Source organism: Enterococcus sp. DIV1337a, assembly GCF_051712285.1.
GTDB classification, from domain to species: domain Bacteria; phylum Bacillota; class Bacilli; order Lactobacillales; family Enterococcaceae; genus Enterococcus; species Enterococcus faecalis.
The window spans coordinates 850741-871678 of the sequence record NZ_JBIOOP010000001.1 but is presented as its reverse complement, the minus strand read 5'-3'; the positions used below and the strand labels follow the sequence as shown (position 1 = coordinate 871678).

General features: G+C 36.6%; 19 protein-coding genes, 1 other RNA gene and 1 pseudogene. 7 read left to right on the top strand and 14 right to left on the bottom strand.

The window, feature by feature from the left end; translation table 11 throughout:
• Positions 1 to 68: 68 nt before the first annotated feature.
• The 4 genes from lepB to IGL49_RS04285 form a co-directional block, all read right to left on the bottom strand.
• Positions 69 to 617, bottom strand: coding sequence for a signal peptidase I (gene lepB, locus IGL49_RS04300; RefSeq protein WP_002358039.1), 549 nt, complete (start codon positions 615 to 617; stop codon positions 69 to 71).
• Between the two features lie 221 nt (positions 618 to 838).
• On the bottom strand, positions 839 to 1558 hold the full coding sequence (locus tag IGL49_RS04295; RefSeq protein ID WP_104854301.1) for a LutC/YkgG family protein: 720 nt from the start codon (positions 1556 to 1558) through the stop codon (positions 839 to 841).
• Positions 1551 to 3023 carry a LutB/LldF family L-lactate oxidation iron-sulfur protein gene (locus IGL49_RS04290; protein WP_104854300.1) on the bottom strand — a complete coding sequence of 491 codons (1473 nt, stop codon included), beginning with the start codon at positions 3021 to 3023 and terminating at the stop codon, positions 1551 to 1553. Before IGL49_RS04290 ends, IGL49_RS04295 begins: the two co-directional genes overlap by 8 nt.
• Before the next feature lie 12 nt (positions 3024 to 3035).
• Positions 3036 to 3797: a (Fe-S)-binding protein gene (locus IGL49_RS04285; RefSeq protein ID WP_104854299.1), complete on the bottom strand. Its 762-nt coding sequence runs from the start codon at positions 3795 to 3797 to the stop codon at positions 3036 to 3038.
• Between the two features lie 372 nt (positions 3798 to 4169).
• On the opposite strand from IGL49_RS04285, the gene IGL49_RS04280 reads away from it, so the two are divergent.
• The 4 genes from IGL49_RS04280 (at position 4170) to IGL49_RS04265 (ending at position 6835) form a co-directional block, all read left to right on the top strand.
• Positions 4170 to 4457, top strand: coding sequence for a hypothetical protein (locus tag IGL49_RS04280; protein WP_162782572.1), 288 nt, complete (start codon positions 4170 to 4172; stop codon positions 4455 to 4457).
• A gap of 158 nt (positions 4458 to 4615) precedes the next feature.
• A complete protein-coding gene (locus tag IGL49_RS04275) occupies positions 4616 to 4801 on the top strand; it encodes a hypothetical protein (RefSeq protein WP_002358046.1) in 186 nt (61 codons plus the stop codon).
• A 170-nt stretch (positions 4802 to 4971) separates the two neighbouring features.
• Positions 4972 to 6324, top strand: coding sequence for an amino acid permease (locus IGL49_RS04270; RefSeq protein WP_104854297.1), 1353 nt, complete (start codon positions 4972 to 4974; stop codon positions 6322 to 6324).
• 109 nt (positions 6325 to 6433) lie between these two features.
• Positions 6434 to 6835 carry a YxeA family protein gene (locus tag IGL49_RS04265; RefSeq protein ID WP_104854296.1) on the top strand — a complete coding sequence of 134 codons (402 nt, stop codon included), beginning with the start codon at positions 6434 to 6436 and terminating at the stop codon, positions 6833 to 6835.
• Here IGL49_RS04265 and IGL49_RS04260 read toward each other — a convergent pair.
• The 3 genes and pseudogenes from IGL49_RS04260 to IGL49_RS04250 all read right to left on the bottom strand — a co-directional run bounded on the left by IGL49_RS04260 (position 6832) and on the right by IGL49_RS04250 (position 10034).
• Positions 6832 to 7566 (bottom strand): class I SAM-dependent methyltransferase, encoded by a 735-nt coding sequence (locus tag IGL49_RS04260; protein ID WP_104854295.1) that lies wholly within the window; start codon positions 7564 to 7566, stop codon positions 6832 to 6834. The genes IGL49_RS04265 and IGL49_RS04260 overlap by 4 nt on opposite strands.
• 69 nt (positions 7567 to 7635) lie before the next feature.
• A pseudogene (locus tag IGL49_RS04255) lies at positions 7636 to 7818 on the bottom strand (hypothetical protein); the annotation flags it as partial.
• Positions 7819 to 7868: 50 nt separating this feature from the next.
• The gene (locus tag IGL49_RS04250) at positions 7869 to 10034 is read right to left on the bottom strand and encodes a collagen binding domain-containing protein (protein ID WP_104854294.1); all 2166 of its coding nucleotides are present in this window, start codon (positions 10032 to 10034) and stop codon (positions 7869 to 7871) included.
• Positions 10035 to 10499: 465 nt separating this feature from the next.
• Here IGL49_RS04250 and ssrA point away from each other — a divergent pair.
• Positions 10500 to 10866, top strand: a transfer-messenger RNA (tmRNA) gene (ssrA, locus tag IGL49_RS04245).
• Between the two features lie 136 nt (positions 10867 to 11002).
• On the opposite strand, the gene IGL49_RS04240 is transcribed toward ssrA, so the two are convergent.
• The 3 genes from IGL49_RS04240 to IGL49_RS04230 form a co-directional block, all read right to left on the bottom strand.
• Complete coding sequence (locus IGL49_RS04240; RefSeq protein ID WP_104854276.1) at positions 11003 to 11188, bottom strand: hypothetical protein; 186 nt, start codon at positions 11186 to 11188, stop codon at positions 11003 to 11005.
• Entirely contained in the window at positions 11173 to 11685 is a 513-nt protein-coding gene (entV, locus tag IGL49_RS04235) for an enterococcin EntV (protein ID WP_104854275.1), read from the bottom strand. The genes IGL49_RS04240 and entV overlap by 16 nt, the downstream gene beginning before the upstream one ends.
• A gap of 360 nt (positions 11686 to 12045) precedes the next feature.
• Positions 12046 to 12249 carry a DUF378 domain-containing protein gene (locus IGL49_RS04230; RefSeq protein WP_002381996.1) on the bottom strand — a complete coding sequence of 68 codons (204 nt, stop codon included), beginning with the start codon at positions 12247 to 12249 and terminating at the stop codon, positions 12046 to 12048.
• 194 nt (positions 12250 to 12443) lie between these two features.
• On the opposite strand from IGL49_RS04230, the gene IGL49_RS04225 reads away from it, so the two are divergent.
• Both IGL49_RS04225 and IGL49_RS04220 read left to right on the top strand, forming a co-directional pair.
• On the top strand, positions 12444 to 12737 hold the full coding sequence (locus IGL49_RS04225; RefSeq protein WP_104854274.1) for a hypothetical protein: 294 nt from the start codon (positions 12444 to 12446) through the stop codon (positions 12735 to 12737).
• A gap of 13 nt (positions 12738 to 12750) precedes the next feature.
• The gene (locus tag IGL49_RS04220; RefSeq protein ID WP_241690075.1) at positions 12751 to 13029 is read left to right on the top strand and encodes a hypothetical protein; all 279 of its coding nucleotides are present in this window, start codon (positions 12751 to 12753) and stop codon (positions 13027 to 13029) included.
• Positions 13030 to 13050: 21 nt separating this feature from the next.
• Here IGL49_RS04220 and srtC read toward each other — a convergent pair whose 3' ends face one another.
• The 4 genes from srtC to ebpA all read right to left on the bottom strand — a co-directional run bounded on the left by srtC (position 13051) and on the right by ebpA (position 20780).
• Positions 13051 to 13908 (bottom strand): Ebp pilus assembly class C sortase, encoded by an 858-nt coding sequence (gene srtC / locus IGL49_RS04215; RefSeq protein WP_104854273.1) that lies wholly within the window; start codon positions 13906 to 13908, stop codon positions 13051 to 13053.
• Positions 13909 to 14001: 93 nt separating this feature from the next.
• Entirely contained in the window at positions 14002 to 15885 is a 1884-nt protein-coding gene (gene ebpC, locus IGL49_RS04210) for an endocarditis and biofilm-associated pilus major subunit EbpC (protein WP_104854272.1), read from the bottom strand.
• Complete coding sequence (gene ebpB / locus IGL49_RS04205) at positions 15882 to 17312, bottom strand: endocarditis and biofilm-associated pilus minor subunit EbpB (RefSeq protein WP_104854271.1); 1431 nt, start codon at positions 17310 to 17312, stop codon at positions 15882 to 15884. Before ebpB ends, ebpC begins: the two co-directional genes overlap by 4 nt.
• Positions 17313 to 17315: 3 nt before the next feature.
• On the bottom strand, positions 17316 to 20780 hold the full coding sequence (gene ebpA, locus IGL49_RS04200) for an endocarditis and biofilm-associated pilus tip protein EbpA (RefSeq protein WP_164982897.1): 3465 nt from the start codon (positions 20778 to 20780) through the stop codon (positions 17316 to 17318).
• Positions 20781 to 20938 lie beyond the last annotated feature (158 nt).

The following is a 20938-nucleotide window of genomic DNA, read 5'->3' as shown; positions in this document are numbered from 1 at the left end:
AAAAGAAGGACGGAAACATGTGTTTGTTTTTACACATTTCCGCCCTTCACTTTTACTCATTGTATCTTTTATTGTTTTGACACTTCTGGTATCGGACCAAACCGTGAGAATGGCCACATAACAAATTTCACTTCACCCAAAATATCTTTTTTATGAATAAAACCAATGACACGACCATCTTTTGAATTACGTCGATTATCACCTAAAACAAAGTAGCTATCTGCTGGCACTTTTTCTTTTAGTGAAAAATCGCCTGTCAAAGGTTGACCATCTGTTAAGGCTTTTTTAAATTCATCTAAATAGGGTTCGTCAACTTCTTTTCCATTGATGTACAACGTATCATCCTTGTATGCAATTGTATCTCCAGGTAAACCAATCACACGTTTAATATAATTTTTATCTGGTTCATCTGGCGCTGGGAAAGTAATAATATCGAAACGATTAATTTCTGTGTTTTTTAATGTAATTACCCGTTCACCATCTGCTAACGTTGGATCCATTGAATGACCTCTCACTACGACAGGCGTAAATACAAATTGTCTCAGTAAAAACAGACCCAAAGCCAAACAGGCAAAAAAGACTACTGTTTTAATTAATTCTTTTGATTTCAAACTCATTCCTCCAAAAACCTTATTATCTTATGACTCATATTCTACCACAAAGTAAATCAATCCTATAGTGCTTAACACTCAATTAATTTTTTATGTACGCTTTTTTTACAAAATGATCAGAAAAAAAACGTATTTCTTTCAAATTTGATTCTTACTTTTTTGATTCTGCTCATAAAAAAAGCATAATCAATTCTAAAAAGGGCTGAATTGATTATGCTTCTAGCGTTTTAGCGATCCATCACAACCACGTAACAAACTTCTAAAGGACCATGCAACCCGACAACCAGTTGCATTTCAATATCTCCTGAATTAGAAGGCCCTGAAATAAAGTGAATCGCTGAGCCGATTTTTTCGCCTTTTTCTATTTTTTCTGTATAAAAAGCTGCTGGCTGAGTCGAACGTGGAACGAGTTTGCTAAACGGTATAATTGAAATGTAATGCTTCGGTAAAAAGTGTAAAGCTCTGCCTTGTCCCGCATTGGATTCCACCACAATCGTTCCTGATTCAGCTAGTAAAAACTCAGCAAAGGCAATCGCAATATTAGCTTGGGCAGCTGTTTGAATATTCGCTTCTCGTTGCTCACTTCCAGGTTGCCATTGCTTAACAGAAACATCCTCTAATGACTTAGCTAAATCAGCTAATCCATAGGTTTCAAAACGTGTATCTGTTGGCAATAAAAGATTGCCCCCACCAAACTCAGCAACAATTTGCTGAATCGTCGTCAGTAAATTTTCTTGTGTAGTTTCCACTAAGTTCGTGTGAATCGTTTGCACACGTTCTTTCACAATCGTTAATAGCTCTGCTGGTGTTTTATCTGCCAACTGTTCTTCTGGCAAATGATTAATTGGCTCAAATGGATGGGCCGAAACAGGCTGTTTTTCTACGCCTAATTTTTCTCGTAGGTTTTGTAAAAAAGGTTCTCGATTTTGAATCGCTTCATTAGTCATTTTTTTCACCTTCTTGATGTTTTTTGAACCAACTTCTGAAATTTTCCGAAGATTTTGGTGGTCTTGGCAAATCGCGAACATCGGTCCAACCTTTTACTAACCCTGGCCCTTTATCAAGATAGCCCCCATGATTATACATGTTTTCAACAGTAATTTCTTTTTGTTTACTTAAAATGCCCGCTGCAGCATGATCGACTTTCATGGCTGCTTTAAACATTGCTGGTGAACCAGTGGCTTTGCCTACCATACGCATTTGGAAATCTTCAAATCCATGTTTCATTTTCAGATCATCGGTCATCACTTTACGATGTTCAATTAATAATTCGTGCAATGGAATTTTCACAGGACATGTTTCCGTACATGCACCACAAAGACTAGACGCATAAGGCAATTCCCCAAACTGTTTATATCCGCCTAAAATTGGGGAAAGGACAGCACCAATTGGTCCTGGATAAATAGAGCCATAACCGTGCCCACCAATATGGCGATAAACAGGACAAACATTCAGACAAGACCCACAACGAATACACTGTAAGACTGGCTGAAAGGCTGTTCCTAACGCTTTTGAACGTCCGTTATCCAAAATGACCACGTGAAATTCTTCTGGACCATCGGATTCATCCGCATTTTTTTGCCCAGCAAATGTAACATACGTTGTCAAATTTTGACCAACGGCACTTCTGGCTAAAAGGTTATCTAAAACCTCTGCTTCACGTATCGTTGGTACGATTCTTTCCATTCCCATTAACACGATTTGTGTCTTAGGAATACTGATGGTCAGATCAGCATTTCCTTCATTTGTATTTAAGTTAATTAAGCCGCTATCCGCAATAGCGAAATTACAACCTGTAATGCCAATCTCCGCTTCCAAAAAGAATTTCCGCATTACTTCTCGTGCACAACGTGCCAAATTTACTGGGTCATTATCTCCTTGATACCCTAATTTTTTCGCAAAAACCTGACGAATTTGTTCGCGATTTTTATGAATACTTGGGAAAACAATATGTGACGGCTCATCCCAGTCATCCATTTGTAAAATGAATTCCGCCAAATCTGTTTCCATCACACTGACATCGTCTAATCCCAATAACATTGGATCAATATCGACTTCGGTCGTCACCATTGATTTAGATTTTACAATTTTTTTCGCCTTTTTTTCTAGAACCACTTGTTTCACATATTCATTGGCCTCTTCGGCAGTTTGAGCAAAAAAGACTTTTCCACCTCGTTTGGCGACGTTATCACTGAACTCTTCTAAATAGTCAGGCAGATATTGAATCGTATGTTGACGAATTTGTTCTCCCAGTTCACGCCATTGTGGCCAATTGCCTAAAGCTTCACGCGCACCTTCTCGTTTCTCCCATTGGGCATCTTGTGCTTTGGCGACAGCTTTTTGCATAAACACATCTTTTTTACTTTCTTCAATTCGTTCACTTAACGGCTGATTGCTCGTTGATAATCCCACAGTTCTTCCCCCTTACCCTACCGATATGATTTGCGGTTGGTCCATGCGTGCTTCATCCACTTCGTGATTAAGGACTTCTGCAATATGCATAATCTTAATCTTTTTCCCATCACGATTGAATTTACCTCCGATATTCATCAGACAACCCATATCAGCACTAATTAAAATTTCTGCGCCTGTATCAATCACATCGTTCATTTTTTCCGTCACCATTTGTTCAGAAATAGCTGGCATTTTCACTGAAAACGTCCCACCAAATCCGCAACAATTTTCAAGATGTCCTAAAGGAATCATCTCTAATCCTTTCACATGATCCAACAAAATAAAGGGAGATTCACGTTCATTTAAAATTCTGGTCATATGACAAGAACGATGATAAGTGGCTTTCCCATATAACGTTGCGCCAACATCTTTGACCCCTAAGACACGATAAAGAAACTGACTAAACTCATAAGTTCGCTCAGCTAAACGTTGTGCTTTTGGCCCATAAATAGGATCATCTGCTAAAAATTTGTGGTATTCTTTCATCATGCCGACACAAGAGCCCGCAGGCCCCACCACATAATCGGCACCGTCAAAACTATCAATTTGATTCTTAAGTGTTGTCGTGCTCTCTGTCACATAGCCACTGTTGTATGTTGGCTGACCACAACACGTTTGGTTTGTTGGTAAAACCGTTTCACAGCCATACCGTTCCAAAACCTCTACCATTGCTTGACCTACATTTGGAAAAAGTAAATCCACCACGCATGTCGAAAATATACTCACTTTCACGCAAAATAACCTCCTCGTTTTCTAGGAAAAGGCTCCATGAAATCAATCGGGCGGCTGTCATTAAAAGTCACTTGGCTGTCGTCTCTAACTACTTCACAGTGCCTTTTCAACAAATACGTTATCTGTAACAAAAATCGTTTTTTAAAATGATTCTTATACAATAATTATTTTACCAGTATCTGGTTTTAACAGCAAACGATTTCAGAAATTTTGTGCATTTTCACACAAAAAAAAGGTGGCTTTTTTATAAAAGTTTCTTTTACCCCCTTAGAAATTCGTTTTTTTCTGAAGAAAAGAGTGACGAAATTTTGAAATTTTGGTAAACTAAGAAAAAACTAGAAACGAGGGCCATGCATGTTCATTTCATTTAACATGTTTATTCTATTAATTGTCGCAACGATCCTAATGATTTTTCTGATTATTTATTTAACAGTCACTGGCAATGATAAAAATAATAAAAAGCAACAAAAGCAAGAAACAAAAAGAACTACGTCAACTTTAAACAAAAAAACAACTGTCCCACCTTCTCAGAAGCCAACTATTGTGACTGATGTTGAAAAAAAGAGCGAGCCAGAAAAGCAATCCGTACAACGAACGCAGCAACCAACCACTAGAGAGGACGAGACTTCTCAATTTACACGAAGCCAACGTCATAAATGACTTTATGTTCCAATTTCTAACTCTTAAGATAAACATCTGAACAAAAAATCCGCTAGTTGTTTCACTTTTTCTTTTAATTAATAATAGTTTATTCTTCTTTTCAGGTGTATACTAAATGATTGAAAAGAGACTTTTACTAATTAGGAAGAGGTGATTTTTTGTCTGCAAAACGGTTTATTCAATTATTCATTTGTTATGCTATTTCAATGATTGTCGCAATACTTTTAACGGACTTATTTAATTTCTCGAGTCCAATAGCTTACTTAGTAGTGGCTAGTATCATCGGCTATGTGGTCATTACTGTTCCATTAACCATTATGACTCTATTAAAAAATAAAAATTAATAAAAAAATTGAGCGATTTTAATCCCTTAAATTGCTCGATTTTTTTATTTTCACAATATTTTTCACTTATTTTTTCATTTTCATTGACAGAATAGTTGTAATTGTCAGAAAATTGTATATAATAAAGAAAGTTATTTTCATATTATTTTTTTCAATTAAAGGAGAATCCTATGAGTGAAACACAACAAACAACCTTAAAAAAACAATTAAGCTCGCGCCATATTACGATGTTAGCCTTAGGGGGAGCGATTGGCGCAGGTCTTTTTAAAGGAAGTGGCGAAGCAATTGGCATTGCTGGTCCTTCTGTTTTAATCGCTTTTCTAATCGGGGGCGCTGTTCTCTTTATCGTCATGAACGGTTTAGGGAAACTTGTTTTAGATGGTGGAGACACGCATCATGGTTTATCTGGCTTAGTTCGACCATTTTTAGGCCCTCATTCTGCTGACTTTATTGATTGGGTTTATTATTCCATGTGGACAATTAATATTATCGCAGAAGCGGTTGCCGCAGCTTCCTTTTTACAACTTTGGTTTCCTAATATTCCTGCTTGGTTTTTTGTTTTCATTTTAGCTATTTTAACGACGCTTATTAATCTTTACTCGGTTCGCTTATTTGCAGAAACGGAATATTGGTTGGCGTTTGCTAAAATTAGTGTCATCATTTTGTTAATTATTTTTGGTGTTTATCTGGTGGGACAACAAATGCTAGGCAGTGGTGTCTTCCCTACTTTACAAAGCATCACCAATCATGGTGGCTTCGCCCCGCATGGCATGAAAGGTATTGTTAATTCTTTATTAGTAGTTATTTATTCTTATGGCGGTTCAGAATTAATTGCGATCACTGTCAGTGAAGCAGATGATCCTAAAAAAGCCATTCCTAAAGCGATTCGCGGTGTGATGGGACGGATTATTTCCTTCTATATCATTCCATTATTCTTACTTTTGATTATTTTCCCTTGGAATACATTAGCAGGCACGACAGTGAGTCCATTTGTTATGGTTTTTGAAAAAATGAATATTCCTTTTGCTGCTGATATCGTAAATTTTGTGATTATTTTAGCCTTATTTTCTTCTATTAATTCTGGGGTATACGCCTCTTCTCGCCTTTTATATTTTCGTTTAAAAGACAAAAAAGGGTCAATGAGCAAACTAGCGGTTTTAAACAAGCACCAAGTACCCCAACGTTCAGTTTTCTTCTGCGCCAGTGTTTTATACCTGGGCGTTATTCTTTCTTATTTTGTTGGCGATGAATTATTTGGTTACTTAGCCGGTTCTCTTTCTTACACCGTCTTGTTAATTTGGATTTTAATTAGCGCTGCGGCATTTGTTCTTTCTTTAAAACGAGGGTCTCTCTTTGAAAAAAGTATTAATCTCCTTGCTTTAATCATTTTAGGCCTCATCTTTATTGGCATTTTATTTACGAATTCGTTAGGTGTCACTATTTTAACAGGCCTACTGTACTTTGTTATTTTCTTTAGTTATCGTAAGAAAAATGATTCCTATCTATTATCTGATGAAAGCTAAATAGACTGAAAAAACGAACAGTTTTGTAAGACAACTGTTCGTTTTTTCGATGTTCGATTTCCTTCTTCTTTTGCTATGCTATTTTTGTAAATTGTTAGGAGGAGAAAAAATGAAAAAAATTGGCGCTATTTTATTTATTGGCTTATTCATTGTTGGTGGTTATACAGGCTATCGTTATTATGCAGATATCTATAAGGGTGAAAAAGCCTATGCACAAGTTCCTCTAGAAATTCCTGAACGAACGCAAACAGTAGATGACAATCAAAAAAGCATAGATGGGCAATATTCTTTACACTATCGACTAACTTTTGTTAAAAGTAATGGAAAAACGCAAGTCATGGAATATGAACGGACAGACAAAAATCCTCAACCTTTGGAGCCAAATGCTTACATAGAAGCGACCATTAGTAAAAAAAGAATCATCCAATCTCCTGTCAAAATTGATAAAAAAGAGATTCCAGAAAAAGCTTTCGCACAGTTAAAGAAAAGAAAAACAACCAGCGCTAATTAGTGATCGCTGGTTGTTTTTTCACATGGAATAGCAATTAATTCATACATAACAGTACGCTGATTTTGCTTAATTTCATGAGAACCAAAAATTTCTTGTATGCGTTGTTCTAAAATGGGAACTGGCCATTGCTCTTCAAAATAGCGGCGGAAAAAGTCTTTTGAAATAGTTTCTGATGCTTCAAAGAAAAATCTTTTTGTGAAAAAGGGTCGCTGTTCTTTTTTTAGAAATGCTTTGTATTGTGCCATCCAATTTAACTGCGGGTTGCTCTCTTGCTCAAAAGGAGAAAACAACGAATCTTGCTCTTCTACTAGCCGAAATATAAGACACCATTCCTCACTTAATTGGCATAATGCATTAACTTTTTCCGGCGTATCCAAAGCAGGATTCATCGCTGAAAAAACGACTTGAAATTTTCTCCCAGTCTCAATCAATCTTTCTTGGCTTTGGTGAAGAAAAACAACGTTGCTTTGTGCTTTTGCTTCCGCAATCTCCAACATTCTCTGAGAAATATCAGCTAGCGTGTACTCCGTGACTTGCTCTTGAAAAAAAGGTAAGTATCGTCCTGTCCCACCTGCAATATCCAGAAATGTCTGACACGGAAAAAGACCTTCTTGGACCAAGAAATCCCGTAATTCTTGGGCAATTGGAAACGGCGATTCTTGTTGAATTTCTTCATATTCTTCTGCAAATTCATCCCAAAATCCCGCTAATTCTTGCTCATTATTCTTCATCAACGAGTGCCCCTTTCACTCAATTCTTATAAAGAGTATAGCAAAAGATGTACCAAACAGCTTACAAGTTTACCCATTTAAATCAATAATTTCATCTACAAATCGCAGGGTTTTAGGTCGATGAGTAACCAAAATGGTCAACTTATTGTGGGTAAATTTTTGTACTTCTTGCAACACTTTTTCTTCGGTCTTTTCGTCCAATGCGGAAGTCGCCTCATCTAAAATAAGAATCTCTGCTTGTGTAAATGCTAAGAATGAATTCAGAAAAGCCACCTAGCGAAAGCTAGGTGGCTTTTCTATTGTTAATTCTTTGTCATTTGTAGATAACTTACACCTAAAATTGCAAATGTACTTGCCAGTATTCCTTCTACTAACATAAACGGTGTTTTTGTTGTACCTGTTTTGGGAAGTACTCGTTGCCCTTTTGCTACATTTAGTTTTTGAATGGGTTCACTAAACAGTTGATCAGCTAACTGTTGGCTTCCTTCATTTTTCAATGTACTTAATGAAGTATTTAGTATTTGTGGTTGATTTTTTGATGTAATTTTTTTATTTGTCTCCACAGTTGTTTCTGTTGATGGTTGTTTTTTCTCAGTTGTGGTCATTTCTTTTGTTGGTGAGACATGGACTTCTGGTTGGCTGCTTTCTGCAGTTTCTGTGGCGCCATTCTCTTCAGTTGTCGTGTTTGGTTTTTCAGGAACAATTGGTTCAATTGTGCCTAATGTTTCACTTTCATCTGGATTTTCTTCTTCTGTTGGTGAGACATGGACTTCTGGTTGCTTGCTTTCTGCGGTTTCTGTGGCGCCGTTTTCTTCAGTTGTCTTGTTTGGTTTTTCAGGAACAATTGGTTCAATTGTGTCTAATGTTTCACTTTCATCTGGATTTTCTTCTTCTGTTGGTGAGACATGGACTTCTGGTTGGCTGCTTTCTGCAGTTTCTGTGGCGCCATTCTCTTCAGTTGTCTTGTTTGGTTTTTCAGGAACAATTGGTTCAATTGTGCCTAATGTTTCACTTTCATCTGGGCTTTCTTCTGTTGTTGGTGAGACATGGACTTCTGGTTGCTTGCTTTCTGCAGTTTCTGTGGCGCCATTCTCTTCAGTTGTCTTGTTTGGTTTTTCAGGAACAATTGGTTCAATTGTGCCTAATGTTTCACTTTCATCTGGATTTTCTTCTTCTGTTGGTGAGACATGGACTTCTGGTTGCTTGCTTTCTGCGATTTCTGTGGCGCCATTCTCTTCAGTTGTCGTGTTTGGTTTTTCAGGAACAATTGGTTTAACTGTTCCTAATGTTTCACTTTCATCTGGATTTTCTTCTTCTGTTGGGGCAGCATGAATTACAGGCTGATTACTTTTTGCAGCTTCGGTTGCTCCCGTTTTTTCTGTGATTACTGTTGCTTTTTCTGAAGAAGGGGTACTTGATTTCAGTTGTTCTACTGTTTCCATAGACATCTCTAAACTTTCTTCTGCGGGCATATTAATCTTGTGATTACCTGACGCCTCTCCATTTACAAAAACGTTTTTAACCTTAGAAACGTCTTTTTCGGTTGTCGCCTCTTGATTGTTTAGTTGATAATTGATGTCATAACTATTTTCAAACGTTGCTTGATGTTGGCCTGCTTCTGTGATTGTCGAAGTGTAACGGACGATAAAAGAAGTAAAGCGTGCTTTTCCCCGATAAAAACGTAAATTAAAGTCGTTATCTGTCACAAAGTCAATTTTGCCATAACCTTGTTGCTCAAACTCGGCAAGTGTAATATATTTAGTTTCTTTGTCATTCACAATATCAAATGTAAAACTCTCTTTATTTAATTGTTGACCACTGCCTTGTCGATCCGCAATTGTGATATCTTCTGTGACATCAGATTTGTTGAGGTTCACATTTAAAAACCAACGTACTTGGTTGGACTCTCCTGCTAAATCACCTACTTTATAAAAAAATGGATATTCACTTTTTTCTTGGTTCTCTGCTTCGTTGCCAACACCTTCCACTATAATTCTCTGAGTAGCTGTCGCTGTACCAAAGTCTGTTTCAAACACATTTGGCTGAGAACTATTTGTGACAAGCGTTTTAATACCAAAAGAAAAGTTTCCTTTCACATTATGTAAAGATTCCACTCTTTTATTAAATGTTGCAACAACACGGTTTTTATAAATCAATACTTCACCCAAACCATTCAAATTGATTTTTCGTGGTGAGCCATCACTTTCTGTCATTCCAACTAATGCATCGGGTAAAGTTAAAGTAATAGTATCTCCCGCTTTTATTTTTTGATTCTCTTTGTCACTGAAATATACTTTCACAGATGTCATCTCACCTTGATATAAAGTGGCATGATCCAGTTTTATTTTATCAACAATTGGACTTTTATTTAACTCAGCACCAAAAGAAGCCGGACCAATCAACAATGTACTAACAATTGGTAGAATCATTACCAGCATCAAAACTATAAACTTTGTATATTTTGTCATAGAAATTTATTCACCCTTCTTTTATCATTTTTTTTCCTATTATCGGTTTTTTTATGAAGTTGACAATATCAAAAAAAAATGTCCAATACAACATTAATGCTTATTTTAATTCTATATTTTTCTCTTTTTTTATTATTCCTCCTAAGAAAACGTTTTATTCTGATAAGAAAATTAGATAACAATCGTTTTTAATCGTAATATACTTTCAATGTTACTTTGCATAAATAACATGTTTCACATCAATAATGAATAAAAATACTTATTTAATCCTCATTTTGTTATCAAGACTATTTATTCTTATTTATAGTGAATCTCAGAAAGTAATAAAAAATAGCTTAGGAAACAAAACTTACTTCCGTCCTTCCTCTTTTTATGAATATCTAACAAACTGTTATCCTACTCTTTGAAAAAACAAGGAATTTATGCTATACTTTGATAAGTATCAAGGGATACTTATGTTATTTCGGGGGCGTTACGGATTCGACAGGCATAGTTGAGCTTGAATTGCGTTTCGTAGGTTACGGCTACGTTAAAACGTTACAGTTAAATATAACTGCTAAAAACGAAAACAATTCTTTCGCTTTAGCTGCCTAAAAACCAGCTAGCGAAGATCCTCCCGGCATCGCCCATGTGCTCGGGTCAGGGTCCTAATCGAAGTGGGATACGCTAAATTTTTCCGTCTGTAAAATTTAGAGGAGCTTACCAGACTAGCAATACAGAATGCCTGTCACTCGGCACGCTGTAAAGCGAACCTTTAAATGAGTGTCTATGAACGTAGAGATTTAAGTGGCAATATGTTTGGACGCGGGTTCGACTCCCGCCGTCTCCATTTTTAGAAAAGTAGAGAAAAACAAAAAAGAGCTAAAACCTTATAAAATAAAGGTTTTAGCTCTTTTTATTTCTAAAAGAAAGAGAATGCTCGGTTCCTCCTCTTACACTTCCTGTCACATTGTCTTTCTAAAACTACATCATTTTCTTTTTCTATTGGTAATTTTTAGCATTGCATAAAACATGGCTAAAAATATTATTGTTATCAAAAGAGTCTTTAAGATTTCAATTTTTCCTGAATCTATCCAAGTATATACAAAAGCGATGATAAAAGTAATTGCTATTTCCGTAACATGATCTTTTAAATTCATTAGCTTAACCCACATTGAACTGCCCATAAAGCTAGTTGTCCAGCTACAATAATAGCATTCGTCTTCAAACCATTGGCTTTAGCAAAGCGTAATACAGTCACTGCTAATTCTTTCCAGGCTTTCTTTTGTGCAGCTTTTACAATTGCGCTGATACTAATCATTGCAAAAAACTCATCTTTGATTTTGTTAGCGACGCAACCTCCCAATGCATTCCAATTAAAACGTGCTTTAACTACTGTTGAAGCATCAAAAATATTTACATTTAACTCTTTCTCAACTGAAGAAATCTCTTGATAAGGAAAATTATTTTTGACATAGTTTTTAAAGTTATCTTCCGTCACTCCATTCGCATACATTTCTTCCAGTCCTTTTGCTACAGCCTCAACTTCTGAATCCTCTAGCTGGTCAGATGCATAAACACTTGTACCAGCACTGATAAAAATACCTAATGTCATTAGTAATGCCATCGCTAAACAAAAAAATTTAGCCTTTTTTGTCACCTGTAATTCCATACATAAATCCCTACTTTCTTTTTACTTATTATTATCATAGCAAGGAAAAAGATAATTTATCATCAAAGTCCCTATTTGATCCTTATATTTTCCTATGTATCCTAGAGCTGATTTTTCTCACTAGAGATCACATCAATTTGAACTAATGATTCAAAAAAAAGACACAGGTTATTTGAGGTACATTCGAGGTAATGCTAGGTTCTATTTTGAAAACAACACTGCTCTCTTGAAATATTTTTTGAGCTTGTCTAAACTTCCTGAAACGAATATAGAAAATTAAAAAAGAGTCCCCTTTCTCAAGGAAACTCTCAATTGCTAAGTCAAAATAACTTCACGTTATCTAAATATTTTAAATCAATTCTATGGTTCGCGGAACAAAGGAGCTAAAAACTTAATAGAATAAATCGCACAAATTCCGACAATAATATAAATAATTTTTGCTAATGGTGTGGTTGCACCGCCACTAATTGTTGCAACTAAATCAAAATTAAATGCGCCAACTAATAACCAGTTTAAGCCTCCGACAATCAATAAAATTAAAGCAATAATATCCAGATATTTCATTTACAACACTCCTTCCAAATTTGATAAACCAAGAGTAACACGTTTATTCTTTATTTACGAAAATAATGATTCAGGAAAAAAACTTTTTTTAATTATTTTCTTGAATCATTTTTTCATTATTAAGAATTTTATGCTATAACTAAAGAGTAGACAAAAACAGATTCATTATCTCTGATAAGAAATGGTGGTTTATTATGCGTGCTAAGTTATTTTTAATTTTGCGGAATCGAGTGTTATCTCGTGTTGTCTTTGTCATTCTATTTTTACATGTGCTTTTTACCACAAATGATTTTACGGTGTTGCTGCTCCTCTTGCTGTTGAATTATTTTATAACGCTTGAAGATAACGCGAAAAAAAACAGAAAAATCCAAACTTGGCAGGAATTTAAACAGTCGATTGATTGGTCCTTTGTCGCTTTTTATTCGGGGCTTGCTCTTTTAGTTATTTCGTTAATACTTCTGTTTCTCTGGTTCAATTATGCACGATAAGGAGGATTAATAATTGAAAAGCTATTTTTTCACTCTTTTTCTTAGTTTGTTTAGTCTTTTCGTTATACTACTTTGGTTTTCTGGGTATGATAGTAAAGGATTTCTATTGGCCCTTACAGATTTTCTAGGTTTTTCTATTATTCACCAAACGCCTGCGCTGGATACTTATTATTCCCAACAATCTTTAACAACCAGAATGTTGATTTCTTCTGGGCTTCATTTTTGTACTTATTTTTGCTTAGGTTTGATCATTGATTCACTACGTAAAGGGGTTAAAAAAATAAAAACATAGTCACTTTTATTATACGAATCGTTAATTTCCATGCTTTCTGGTGGTCTTTTTCCGCCGCTTGCACCAGATAATGAAGCCGCTAATAATTAACGCACAGGCAATTAATAGTAATGTCCATAATAATAAATTTTGTTGTTGTGCCACTTTTTTCATTCCTGCTGCTGCTTTTTCTGGTTGATATGGGATACGATGCCCTCGAACTAATAACCGATGACTGTTTATCATATACGGTGTGCAAGTTAATAAAGTGACGAGATCTTGGCCAGACTCAATGTGTAAATCTTTTGTATCAGTTGGTTCAACGGTTTTTATTTGATCTACTTGATAAGCAAGCGTCTTCCCATTAACTTCGATATAAAATTCATCGCCTTTTTTTAATTCTGGTAAATCTGTAAATAATTTGGCTTGAGGGAGACCACGATGGCCTGAAATGACCGCATGTGTATTCGCACCACCTGTAGGATAGGAGGTTCCTTCTAACAAGGAGCTGCCTTTTTCCAATAGCAATGCATTCGTTTTATCAAAAATTGGTAAACGGACATTTATTTTTGGGATGGTTAAAACACCAATCGTATGACTTTCAAAATAGGATTTGTCTGGTTTTTTCGTTGTTTTTTGCGTTTCAGAAAAAGGATCTAAGCCAGGATTGCTGCCTTTTTTTGCTAGTTCTTGATTTTTCTTTTCCATTTTTTCTTGAAGTTCAGCCATTTCTTTGGTGTTTTCTTGGCTTGCTTTTGCTTGATAATGAGCGATAATTTGTTGATCCAAATAGTTATTTAATGCATCGCTAACAAAAGGATACGCAAATGCACCTATTCCAATAATCAGTAAAAGAATCATAAAACCATCAATGATACGACGTTTCTTTTTTGACTTCATTGCTTCCTCCTTAAAAATAAAGCATGAGAGCCTGGGACAGTGATTGGCCCAGGCTCTTGTTTTTTCTAAAAATTTCTTCGGTGATGCTAGAAATTAAGCATTTTCTTTTCTACGTCTAGCAAAGTAGACGCCTGCAATAAGTAACAAGACTGCGCCACTTCCTAAGTAAACGTAGATTCCTTTGCCACCTGTTGAAGGTAAGGTACCTTTGTGTTTGTTTGGTACTTTTTCTGGTGAAACCAGGTTTTCTGTTGTGCCATATGATTGTTCATTGACCACAAATTCAATCCGATTTGTTAACAAGACATAATCATCAGGAGCTACAGTTTCTTCTAAATAATAGGTACCGTATTTAAGTCCTGTGATATCAACTAATCCATCAGCCGTTGTTGTAAAAGTAGTTGCTTCAGCTTTTGTTTTTACCCAAGTTGCAGCTTTCGTTGTTTCATCGATTTTCAAATAATTTGCTGTGTCACTGTTTTGATCACGAACGACAAAGGAAGCTCCCGCCAAGGCTTGTGTCGCTGTCACATCGCCATCGACTTTAATGAAACGTTTCCCACCTGTCACAACTTCAACAGTTGGTGGTGTTTGGTCGTCGGTATGACCGTTATCAACATTCGCCTCATTTTTAAAGCCTTTCGTAGGATCTGCTTTTTCATTTAAATGCATAAAGTAAACGAATTTTAGTGTGCCGCCTGGTGTTAGCGCAGGAATATACGCTGGATTAACGGCGACGGTGAAGCCATTTGCTTGTTCAGTCACTTGGTAATTTTCAGGAGCGATCACTGTATCCCCATCATATAACGCATAGGCATACTCTCCAGAAGTCACGTTATCAAAAGTTAAGGCTGCATCATGTTTATCAATTAAATTGAATTTGACGTATTTATTAGCATCGCCTTCTTTGTCTGCAATCCCCAATGGAATATTTACAGAAATTTGATATTTAATTTTTTCGCCAATTGCCACATCTTTACCCTCTAGGTTTGGTGTTGATTTATCAACTTTAGAGGTATCATTTTTGACTGTTTTTTCAACAGGTGTTTGATTGTTTGCTTCAATTGTAAATGGTGTTTTTGTTTGATCTTCAATTAATTCTGCATTATTTGGAGCTTTCACTTCTTCTAAAATATACGAACCAACCTCAAGATTTTTAACTGTTAATTCTCCCATTCCATTCTCTGCTTCTGTGAAATCATTTTCGCCAATTTCATAACTTTTCCCAGTAATAAAGCGTTTTGCTTGTTCTTTATCCGTTGTCCATGTATATAATCCATCTTTGACTCCTTGGATATATTTTACTGTGCCTGGTGAGCCTTCGCTTTTGGAAATAACAAATTCTGCGCCATTTAATCCTTCATTTTCAGCCGTTCCTACTTTTTTCACATGTAAACTACCATCGTTAGCTACCACATTTTTAGGATAAATATGAACAACCGCTAATTCTTCTGTTCCATATTTATAGGAACCATCTGCTTGCTTAATCATTTCGTAAACTGGGAACGCCACCACCATATTCGTAGCAGCAACTACGCCCTCTTTTGGTTCTTCTTTAATGGTATACACTGCATCTTTACCATTTTGTTTTTTAGGTAACTGAACAGTAACATTACCATTTGCATCGGTGGTTCCTTGAGCAACAGGTTTCCCAGGAGTTAAACTTTGGACAGCTTGTTTAGCTGCATCGACGCTTGCGCCTGCCGCTCGTTGCTCGTAAAATTCAGTCGTCACATTATAAATACTAAACGTCACATCTGCCAGTCCTTGATATTTATCAAACTCGCTCATTTCTTTCCCGCTATTTTGAATAAGCGGATCTGGTAAATCCGTCATTTTCTTTTTGTGAATAATGAGCTGTGCGCTCTCCCCATTTTCTTCTGCAAATGCAGTTGTTGTCCCTAATACACTCGTGAAAAGTGGCAAAATTAGTAACAAGGTACTAATGGTGCACCAAACTTTTTTTAATTGCTTCATTTTCTCTCTCCTCTTTTTTGTTTTTGATAAAATAGCCAAATGACTACCATCCCAATGATTAGCAGGCCTGCAATCGTTAACCAAATAGAACGTTCTTCATTTGTTTTTGGTAAGAAGCCTGACTCTTTTACTTTTTTATTGATTACATGTAACGGTGCGGTTCGTTGTCCATTCGTTGCATAAGAATTTTTTTCCACCGTAAAAGGAATTTCTGCTTGATTCAGAAGATAACCTTTTGGTGCAGAGATTTCTTCCAAGAAGTACTGGCCATCTTTTAAGCCTTTGACTGAAAATTCGCCGGCTTGATTAGATGTGATTTTTTTAGCTAACGCTTTTTCTTTCTGCCAACGATACCCGTTTACTGTTTCATTGAGGTATTCCCCCGCTTGATTTTTGACGATAAAAACAGCCTCTGGCAAGGTAATTTTCGCATTTTCACTATCAACTTTGACAAAAGACTTGCCACCTGTACGAACTGTAGCTCTTTTAGTCAAGGTATGCTTGTCCGTGACTAATTGTCCTTCGTTGTTAATCGCAGTGTCAGGTTCAGCGGTCTTTTCTAAACGCATTTGATACGACACAGCCATGGTTTGATTTGCAAATTTTTGTAAGTCTTTAATTGAAAAATCAAGCGTAAATCCATGCTTTTGCGTCGTCAGTGTGTAACCTGTAGTAACTGTTTTTCCAGCCACTTTTACCTCAATTGATTCTGGTAAAAGTGTCAACGTTGTATCCGCCTTATCTGACAAGCGGAATTCCTGATATCCTAAAATATTCGCTGGAATCTGAGTCGTTAACTGATAGTTAATGTGCTCTCCTTGATTAAAACCTTGTTGCTTATCGAGTACCGTTTTTTCAAGTGGTGGTAAGTCATAGGCATTTTCTTCATTTTTTGGATATAAATGAATATGCGTTAACGATTGCCCTTGTGGATCTTGAACAGGCAAAATCACTACTAGGTTGCTAGCTTTTTCTTTTACCACTTCTGGTGCTTCCGCTTCAACAAATAAATAGGCTTTATCTCGTTGCTGCGAATCTTTGCTAGCTAATGAAAAAGAAACCACTCCATCTTCTCCATTTATTGTCTGTGTTTTATCTTCTGCGATCGGTTTTCTATTCGTTGCACCGGTTTCTGCTAATTGACGCTGTGCCTCTTGGACCGTTTTTCCTTCAGAACGAAGCTGATAAAATGGCTCTGTCACATCATAAACTTGATAAGTGACGTCATTTAAGCCCCGATAATTTTGAAGCAATGTTCCTTCTTCCCCTGTGTTTTGCTGCTGTTCTGGTAATTGACCATCAGGGAACAATAATTTGTGCAACGTAACTTGAACGCTTGCTTGCGATACTTCTGCTAATGCTTGCTGTGAAAACCCGAAAAGAGCGAGTAGCATGATGCAAATACTTAACCAACGTGCGTTTTTCATTGATTACACACTCCCTTCTGGTCGTCTAATAAAGAGATAAACACCCGCTATCACGAATGTACTAATCGCTATCAAGTAAAACCACAAGCGTCCTATGCCACCAGTTTCAGGTAAAGGAACCTTTGCTTGGTTAGTAACATCTAAAGTAATTTGATTATTCTTCTCTCCAGAAATTAAAACATCTGCTACTTTTTCCCCATCTATCATGACTGAATCATCTTCGCGAATTATTAATTCGATTGGTTCTTTTAACCCCTGATATCCTTCTGGCGTAAAGGTTTCTGTTAGGACATATTTCCCTGGTTTTAAGTTTTCAAAAACAAAAGTATCCGTTTCTTTGCCATCTTTTGATAATTCAATATCCGTATCTGGTCCTGTTAAACGGAATTTCGCTCCTTTAAGTGGTGTCTGATTATCGGCTTTTTTATGAACCGTTAAGTCAAAAGGTTTCAAATGATTTTGATGTGTCAGTGTCCATTCTGGCGCATTTTCTTCAATATTTTTGCCTGCATAGTGAATTTTCCCATATTTATCAACAGTAAATTCATAATTTCCAGCAAGAGTGTCATAGCCTAATGGTCCTGCTTGTTCCACCACTCGATACTCACCAGGTTCACTAATTTTAAAATAGCTCAATCCTGCAGTATCTGTTTTTTGAGTTGCCACAGTTTGGTAACTTCCTTGAGCATTTTTTCTTTGCAACGCAAAAGTCGCCTCTGCTAAGTTCACTTGTTTGCCATTTTGCATGGTGTATTTTCTAATTCTGATTGGCAAAGAAGAAAATTTATTTTCAATTTCCAATGGAATAACTTGATTTGTGGTGGTCACTTCTTGTCCATCGATGCTTACTTTTCCTTGCTCACTCACCGCAATTTGCCAAGTCGTTTTCTTACCTAACTCATGTCCTGCAGGTGCTTTTACTTCGGTTAATGTATAGCGTTCCCCTTTTTGTAGGCGCACATCTTTTGGCAAGGAATAGCTCCCATCTTTATTGTCCACTAGTGTTGTTTGAACATTTTTACCACTCAATTCAAAGACGGCTCCCACTAAGTTTTTCTCACCTGAGGAAGAATTTTTGATTACTTTTAAATCTAATGGCTTGAATTGCTTCGTGTTTTTCCAAGTAGTATCGTCGATTTTTTCTTGACTGTAACCAGGAACTGCTAATTCACGGGTTGTTTGATAATTGAAAGCTTGTCCTTGATTGTTGTATTGGGGAAGCCCAAGAACTTCTTGATAGCTTTCATCAGCGGTTTTGGAAAGTTGGGTTACATTTTTGCGCTCCCAACTATTGCTAGTATCATTTTCTGGTTTTGATAATTTAATATACCCAGTTTGCCAGTTGGCTGTGTCAGTTACTTGCTTTCTACTAATTTCATAAATCACATTATCTGGTCGACTTGTTGGGTCTTGATCATACTCTTCCCAGATTTTTTTCACGTTTAACTTCACGCCAGGTGCTTTTCCAGAAGGAACCCCAAAATCAACTTTTTCAGGGGCCGTGGCTAATGGCTGAAACGTTGTCCGACCATTCATTTGATACCAAAAATCAGGTTTGAAGTTTTCTGACTCTGTTTGAATACGTACTTGATAATGAATTTGAATTTCTTGCCCTTTACCCAAATAAATCTCATTACTATTAATTGTAGCGCCTGTTAGCGATACTTCCGGTAAGGTTTGCACCTGAACGGGGCCCACACTTTTCATTGATAATGTATTTGGCTCGTATTTAAAAGGTTCAGCAATTGGATCGACTACTTTTCCGTTTACAACCGTTCCTGAAATTTGAACGGCTTTTTTCGCTAAATAATCAGAAATGTCTGGTGCATAATCCGCGGATTCATAATAAAGATCTCCGTTTTCATCGGCTGACACCATTTCACGCATTTTATCTTCAACTTGTTGTTTAGATAAATTAGCTCGTGGATCGCTTTGCAATTGAATGCCCAATCCATGTATTTCAATCCCACGTTGTTTTAAGGCCATTGCCTCACCTATCGTGGCGATAAAAGTGCTGTTAATTCGTTTATTGATATTGTTTTGATCTGGCGCATTGTAGCTACCAGAGATATAAGAAGTACTGCCTGGTTGATCTTGTCGATTTGTAAATTGTGTCCCGTAAAAGCGACCATCCGCCTCTGTTTGAACTCGACTCACTTTATAGGAGAAGGTTGGGACACCATCCGTTAAAAGTACAATGACTTTCTTATGTCCATTTGGCGTTGCTAACATATCACCGGCATCTCTTAACGCTCTTTGAGTGAAAGTTCCTCCTCTAGTGCTACTTGGTGTAATATTTTTAATTGGATTTTTGACTGTATCAAACGGCCCCATTTGAATGGCGTTGTTATTATAACCGTCACTTGAGTAGCCAACATAGCCCATATTGATGTTATTGGTAATACCGCTATTTGCCAATGTATCAACAAAACGGTTCACGCCTTTTTGAACTTCACCGATCCGATTGTTTTCATTCATACTACCGGACCAGTCAACGACTAAGACCAAATCCAATGGCGTGATTTCTTTCTGAACATTTCCACGCACATTAAGATATACGTCAAAAAGCCCTGGTGTTGTTGTTTCTCTAGCATATTTTCGGATGGCATAATCGGCTTGGTCTCCTGTACCGCCATACTCAATATAAGAATTTGTGCGATTAGTAGGGTCCCCATTCCAACTCGTTTGGCCATCCCATTGTGCACCACCGTCTTTATTCCCTTGATGGTTTAACACATTTTGATTGCCTGTGGGCTGCCAATTAGCAGTCGGATAAGTGCCAGAATTATCCGTTGTATATTGTGGTGCAATTAAAGGCAGTGCCAGATTCGCTCTCAAAGTAGCTGGCGCCATTCTTGCTTCTGCAAATGGATTAGTTACCGCTTCTGTTGCGGTCGGCTGTTCTGTTTTTTCAGGAGCCGAATCATTTTTGTTATTTTCTTTCACATTTTCTGGTACAGTTATTTTTTCTGGTTCAGTTGATTCTTTAGCAGAATCCTCTACTGTTATTTTTTCAGAAGTAACTGAAACATCATATTCGTTGTTTTCATACAATAACTTAGGTGGCTGAGCGTCTTGAATAGAACTTTGCTCAACAGCTAACGAAAGCTGTACCGGCTTTTTTACTTGTGCATCCAAAGTGAGATAAAGCGTACCATTAGTCACTTGGTAAGAATATCCGTCTTTTTCAATTCCAGCAGAATCCATGAACTGTGCATTTTTCAATTGAATTTCTCGTTGTAATGGCTGCTCTGTTTGGTTGAGAAGATTTAACTCGATATTAATATTCGTTTTATCATTCTCATCTGTTATCATTTGAGCGGATGTAATTTCAACTTCTTTGGCTGTTTCTGCATAGCCAATGAGCGGTATGAAATAGGATGAGACAAGTAAAAAGACTACGCCGAAAACCCCAAATTTCTTTAGTAATTTAATGTCTGTTCTCTCCTTTCTTTTATGAATTAACAGTTAAATTAGAATTGCGTAGCACGTAAAATTTCATTATTCTAATCTGATAATTATTATACAGAGAAGGAGCTCATTAAATCACACCAGCTTTCATACCAAGCGGTTTCATTTCTGAAATTGCGTTATTGTTTCGATGATTGTTTCATTAAAGTAAAGGA

What these genes read in the sequence shown, in the direction of transcription:
- ebpC (WP_104854272.1), bottom strand. Translation starts at nt 15,885, where the DNA reads ATGAAGCAATTAAAAAAAGTTTGGTGCACCATTAGTACCTTGTTACTA.
- srtC (WP_104854273.1), bottom strand. Translation starts at nt 13,908, where the DNA reads ATGAAGTCAAAAAAGAAACGTCGTATCATTGATGGTTTTATGATTCTT.
- IGL49_RS04280 (WP_162782572.1), top strand. Translation starts at nt 4,170, where the DNA reads ATGTTTATTCTATTAATTGTCGCAACGATCCTAATGATTTTTCTGATT.
- IGL49_RS04250 (WP_104854294.1), bottom strand. Translation starts at nt 10,034, where the DNA reads ATGACAAAATATACAAAGTTTATAGTTTTGATGCTGGTAATGATTCTA.
- lepB (WP_002358039.1), bottom strand. Translation starts at nt 617, where the DNA reads ATGAGTTTGAAATCAAAAGAATTAATTAAAACAGTAGTCTTTTTTGCC.
- IGL49_RS04265 (WP_104854296.1), top strand. Translation starts at nt 6,434, where the DNA reads ATGAAAAAAATTGGCGCTATTTTATTTATTGGCTTATTCATTGTTGGT.
- IGL49_RS04240 (WP_104854276.1), bottom strand. Translation starts at nt 11,188, where the DNA reads ATGTGGGTTAAGCTAATGAATTTAAAAGATCATGTTACGGAAATAGCA.
- IGL49_RS04270 (WP_104854297.1), top strand. Translation starts at nt 4,972, where the DNA reads ATGAGTGAAACACAACAAACAACCTTAAAAAAACAATTAAGCTCGCGC.
- entV (WP_104854275.1), bottom strand. Translation starts at nt 11,685, where the DNA reads ATGGAATTACAGGTGACAAAAAAGGCTAAATTTTTTTGTTTAGCGATG.
- IGL49_RS04295 (WP_104854301.1), bottom strand. Translation starts at nt 1,558, where the DNA reads ATGACTAATGAAGCGATTCAAAATCGAGAACCTTTTTTACAAAACCTA.
- IGL49_RS04260 (WP_104854295.1), bottom strand. Translation starts at nt 7,566, where the DNA reads ATGAAGAATAATGAGCAAGAATTAGCGGGATTTTGGGATGAATTTGCA.
- IGL49_RS04230 (WP_002381996.1), bottom strand. Translation starts at nt 12,249, where the DNA reads ATGAAATATCTGGATATTATTGCTTTAATTTTATTGATTGTCGGAGGC.
- ebpB (WP_104854271.1), bottom strand. Translation starts at nt 17,312, where the DNA reads ATGAAAAACGCACGTTGGTTAAGTATTTGCATCATGCTACTCGCTCTT.
- IGL49_RS04225 (WP_104854274.1), top strand. Translation starts at nt 12,444, where the DNA reads ATGCGTGCTAAGTTATTTTTAATTTTGCGGAATCGAGTGTTATCTCGT.